The sequence below is a fragment of the Bacteroides muris (ex Fokt et al. 2023) genome (genome assembly GCF_024704895.1).
GTDB classification, from domain to species: domain Bacteria; phylum Bacteroidota; class Bacteroidia; order Bacteroidales; family Bacteroidaceae; genus Bacteroides; species Bacteroides muris.
In genome coordinates, this window is record NZ_JAMZEE010000079.1 from 1 (window position 1) to 5,461 (window position 5,461).

At 50.0% G+C, this 5,461-nt stretch carries 2 tRNA genes, 3 rRNA genes and 1 pseudogene; all 6 read right to left on the reverse strand.

Annotation, left to right across the window (positions count from 1 at the left end):
* Positions 1 to 46: 46 nt before the first annotated feature.
* A 5S ribosomal RNA gene (gene rrf / locus M1B78_RS18070) occupies positions 47 to 157 on the reverse strand.
* A 73-nt stretch (positions 158 to 230) separates the two neighbouring features.
* Positions 231 to 3,108, reverse strand: a 23S ribosomal RNA gene (locus M1B78_RS18075).
* Between the two features lie 114 nt (positions 3,109 to 3,222).
* Positions 3,223 to 3,296: transfer RNA gene (locus M1B78_RS18080), tRNA-Ala, on the reverse strand.
* Positions 3,297 to 3,381: 85 nt separating this feature from the next.
* Positions 3,382 to 3,455, reverse strand: a tRNA-Ile gene (locus M1B78_RS18085).
* A gap of 138 nt (positions 3,456 to 3,593) precedes the next feature.
* A 16S ribosomal RNA gene (locus tag M1B78_RS18090) occupies positions 3,594 to 5,120 on the reverse strand.
* Together the 16S, 23S and 5S rRNA genes with 2 tRNA genes alongside form the textbook arrangement of a ribosomal RNA operon.
* A gap of 17 nt (positions 5,121 to 5,137) precedes the next feature.
* Positions 5,138 to 5,461: pseudogene (locus tag M1B78_RS18095) on the reverse strand (hypothetical protein); the annotation flags it as partial.

A 5,461-nucleotide genomic window follows, 5' to 3' on the forward strand; every position in this document is an offset into this window, starting at 1 on the left:
AAAAGCAAAAGCCCCCTCGTCATTTCTGACTCGGGGGCTTCCTCTAAAACGGCGACTACCTACTCTCCCACTGTTACGCAGTACCATCGGCGTGACCGGGCTTAACTTCTCTGTTCGGAATGGGAAGAGGTGGAACCCCGGTGCTGTAGTCACCTGAATAAGGCAGACATGATGCGGAAAAAGTAAAAGCTTCATTAGCGGCTGAACGTATATACCTCCATACGAGGCAGGACAAGAAGTGAACGGGCAATTAGTAATGCTCGGCTATGACATCGCTGCCTTTACACCTGCATCCTATCAACGTCGTAGTCTACGACGACCCTGAGAAATCTAATCTTGTGGCTGGCTTCGTACTTAGATGCTTTCAGCACTTATCCAATCCCGACTTAGATACCCGGCAATGCACCTGGCGGCACAACCGGCAAACCAGAGGTCAGTCCAACACGGTCCTCTCGTACTAGTGTCAGAGCCACGCAAATTTCATACGCCCACGATAGATAGAGACCGAACTGTCTCACGACGTTCTGAACCCAGCTCGCGTGCCACTTTAATGGGCGAACAGCCCAACCCTTGGGACCTTCTCCAGCCCCAGGATGTGACGAGCCGACATCGAGGTGCCAAACCCCTCCGTCGATATGAGCTCTTGGGAGGGATCAGCCTGTTATCCCCGGAGTACCTTTTATCCTTTGAGCGATGTCCTTTCCATACAGAAACACCGGATCACTATGCTCTAGTTTCCTACCTGATCGACTTGTGAGTCTCCCAGTCAAGCGCCCTTATGCCATTACACTCTGCCGACGGTTACCAATCGTCGTGAGGGCACCTTTAGAAGCCTCCGTTACGCTTTTGGAGGCGACCACCCCAGTCAAACTACCCACCAAACAGTGTCCCCGAAAAAACGGGTTAGAACTCAAATAATCAAAGGGCCGTATTTCAACAGCGGCTCCACAAATACTGGCGTACCTGATTCAAAGCCTCCGGCCTATCCTACACATCAATTACCCAAATTCAATGTTAAGCTATAGTAAAGGTTCACGGGGTCTTTTCGTCCCATCGCGGGTAATCGGCATCTTCACCGATACTACAATTTCACTGAGCTCACGGTTGAGACAGCGTCCAGATCATTACACCATTCGTGCAGGTCGGAACTTACCCGACAAGGAATTTCGCTACCTTAGGACCGTTATAGTTACGGCCGCCGTTTACTGGGGCTTCAATTCAACGCTTCTCTTGCGATGACGTCTCCTCTTAACCTTCCAGCACCGGGCAGGTGTCAGGCTGTATACTTCATCTTTCAATTTTGCACAGCCCTGTGTTTTTGTTAAACAGTTGCCTGGACCTATTCTCTGCGCCTCAATCGCTTGAGGACCCTTTATCCCGAAGTTACAGGGTCAGTTTGCCTAGTTCCTTAACCGTGAATCACTCAAGCGCCTTAGTATATTCAACCCGACTACGTGTGTCCGTTTGCGGTACGGGTACCGTGAGGATTATGTTTAGCGGATTTTCTTGGAAGTATGATTACGCGCGCTATTGGATTGTTCAGAAGAACGCTCCATACTATCAGGTTCGACTCTTGTCCCGGATTTGCCTGGGACAATCAGCATCTACACCCTTCAACGGACTATTCCGTCAGTCCGCGGCGCTGTCACGACTCCGTCTCCACGTCACTCCACAAGGTAGTACCGGAATATTAACCGGTTCTGCCATCGGCCTCGCCGTTCGGCTGAGCCTTAGGACCCGACTTACCCTGATCCGATTAGCGTTGATCAGGAAACCTTAGTCTTTCGGCGAGGGGGTTTCCCACCCCCTTTATCGTTACTTATACCTACATTTGCTTTTCCACACGCTCCAGCAGGGCTCACGCCCAACCTTCGACGCAGAGTGGAATGCTCCCCTACCGATGATTTCTCATCCCAAAGCTTCGGTAGAATGCTTATGCCCGATTATTATCCACGCCAAACTCCTCGACTAGTGAGCTGTTACGCACTCTTTAAATGAATGGCTGCTTCCAAGCCAACATCCTAGCTGTCTTAGCAATCTGACTTCGTTAGTTCAACTTAGCATTCATTTCGGGACCTTAGCTGTTGGTCCGGATTGTTCTCCTTTAGGACATGGACCTTAGCACCCATGCCCTCACTCCTGACATAGAACTGGCACGCATTCGGAGTTTGTCAAGACTTGATAGGCGGTGAAGCCCTCGCATCTTATCAGTCGCTCTACCTCATGCCAGTATAAGTCAAGGCTGCACCTAAATGCATTTCGGGGAGTACGAGCTATCTCCAAGTTTGATTAGCCTTTCACCCCCACCCTCAGGTCATCCGGAAGCTTTTCAACGCTTATCGGTTCGGTCCTCCAGACAGTGTTACCTGTCCTTCAACCTGCCCAAGGGTAGATCACTTGGTTTCGCGTCTACTCCTTCCGACTATACGCCCTGTTCAGACTCGCTTTCGCTTCGGATACGGATCTGAAATCCTTAACCTCGCCGGAAAAAGTAACTCGTAGGTTCATTATGCAAAAGGCACGCCGTCACACTTAAAGTGCTCCGACCGCTTGTAGGCACATGGTTTCAGGAACTATTTCACTCTTCTGTTCGAAGTGCTTTTCACCTTTCCTTCACAGTACTGGTTCACTATCGGTCTCTCGGGAGTATTTAGCCTTACCGGATGGTCCCGGCAGATTCACGCAGAATTCCTCGTGCTCCGCGCTACTCAGGATACCACTAGGCTTAAGCCGGCTTCGCGTACGCAGCTGTCATGCTCTATGGCTGTACTTTCCAGAACATTCCGCTCACCGACTGTCTTGCCAAAACGTGGTCCTACAACCCCACACATGCCGTAACACGGGTGGTTTGGGCTGTTCCCCGTTCGCTCGCCACTACTGGGGGAATCATTGTTTATTTTCTTTTCCTGCAGGTACTAAGATGTTTCAGTTCCCTGCGTTAGCCTCCCGCATTGCGGGATGGTACCTCTTCAAAGTACCGGGTTGTCCCATTCGGAAATCCGCGGATCAAAGGTCATTTGCACCTACCCGCAGCTTATCGCAGCTTATCACGTCCTTCATCGCCTCCGAGAGCCAAGGCATCCGCCATGTGCCCTTACTTACTTTTTGTCTTACCGATCACGTATGGTCGATATATACTTTCAGCTTTAACTTTACTTTTTTTTGGTCACATCATGTCAAAGATCGTCTCAAGAATCCGGAAAAACATCCGGAACTGATAAGTGGAGAATAACGGATTCGAACCGTTGACCCCCTGCGTGCAAAGCAGGTGCTCTAGCCAGCTGAGCTAATCCCCCAAATGGAAAGGACTATGTCGCGTCTTAAAAAATCGATACAAAAAAAGTATCATGAAAAGACCGCGCACAACATCCGTCATTCGAGTAGTCCCAGGCAGAGTTGAACTGCCGACCTCTACATTATCAGTGTAGCGCTCTAACCAACTGAGCTATAGGACTGTCAGTCAAACCCTCGCCTTGCGGCTCGGCTTCTTCTTTCTCTTATATTAATAAACAACTACGGCAGTACAAGAGGTTCTTATGGAAGCAAGACTTCAAGAACCGAAACCATCTCTTAATCTCGAAACGTCACTCCAGAAAGGAGGTGTTCCAGCCGCACCTTCCGGTACGGCTACCTTGTTACGACTTAGCCCCAATCACCAGTTTTACCCTAGGGCGCTCCTCGCGGTTACGCACTTCAGGTACCCCCGGCTTTCATGGCTTGACGGGCGGTGTGTACAAGGCCCGGGAACGTATTCACCGCGCCGTGGCTGATGCGCGATTACTAGCGAATCCAGCTTCATGGAGTCGGGTTGCAGACTCCAATCCGAACTGAGAGAGGATTTAGGGATTAGCCTCACGTCGCCGTGTAGCTGCCTTCTGTACCCCCCATTGTAACACGTGTGTAGCCCCGGACGTAAGGGCCGTGCTGATTTGACGTCATCCCCGCCTTCCTCGCATCTTACGACGGCAGTCCCGACAGAGTCCCCAGCACCACCTGATGGTAACTATCGGTAAGGGTTGCGCTCGTTATGGCACTTAAGCCGACACCTCACGGCACGAGCTGACGACAACCATGCAGCACCTTCACAAATGCCTTGCGGCCGGCATGTCTCCACGCCGTTCATTTGCAATTCAAGCCCGGGTAAGGTTCCTCGCGTATCATCGAATTAAACCACATGTTCCTCCGCTTGTGCGGGCCCCCGTCAATTCCTTTGAGTTTCACCGTTGCCGGCGTACTCCCCAGGTGGAATACTTAACGCTTTCGCTTGGCCGCTTACTGTATATCGCAAACAGCGAGTATTCATCGTTTACTGTGTGGACTACCAGGGTATCTAATCCTGTTTGATACCCACACTTTCGAGCATCAGCGTCAGTTACAGTCCAGCAGGCTGCCTTCGCAATCGGAGTTCTTCGTGATATCTAAGCATTTCACCGCTACACCACGAATTCCGCCTACCTCTACTGTACTCAAGGATGCCAGTATCAACTGCAATTTTACGGTTGAGCCGCAAACTTTCACAACTGACTTAACAACCCGCCTACGCTCCCTTTAAACCCAATAAATCCGGATAACGCTCGGATCCTCCGTATTACCGCGGCTGCTGGCACGGAGTTAGCCGATCCTTATTCATAAGGTACATGCAAAGCAGTATACATACTGCACTTTATTCCCATATAAAAGAAGTTTACAACCCATAGGGCAGTCATCCTTCACGCTACTTGGCTGGTTCAGGCTAGCGCCCATTGACCAATATTCCTCACTGCTGCCTCCCGTAGGAGTTTGGACCGTGTCTCAGTTCCAATGTGGGGGACCTTCCTCTCAGAACCCCTATCCATCGATGCCTTGGTGGGCCGTTACCCCGCCAACAAGCTAATGGAACGCATCCCCATCGATGACCGAAATTCTTTAATAGTTCTACCATGCGGAAGAACTATGCCATCGGGTATTAATCTTTCTTTCGAAAGGCTATCCCCGAGTCATCGGCAGGTTGGATACGTGTTACTCACCCGTGCGCCGGTCGCCATCAAACTTAGCAAGCTAAGTTCATGCTGCCCCTCGACTTGCATGTGTTAAGCCTGTAGCTAGCGTTCATCCTGAGCCAGGATCAAACTCTTCATTGTAAAAGTATCTTTGAGATTCATGACGCGGAAACTAAAACCAGACCCCATAAGGAATAAGATAAAAGGCCCGGACACGAATACGTCTTTGCTCTGTTCAGGACGCTCGAATTTAAAAGTTTATCGATACCTGTCATGGACAGATATTGACGGTTCTTTTGTTTTACCCAAGACCAACCCCCGTTGCCGGGAAGCGGCCTTGCTCTTGTACTACTTGTATTGTTTATGTAAATCTGTTCAAAGATCGCTGTCTTAACTGCGATGCTGTTCCTTTCAGAAAGCGGATGCAAAGGTAAGAACTTCAAAGCATAACTTCCAAATTTTTCCGGAAGTTTTTTTTCTTT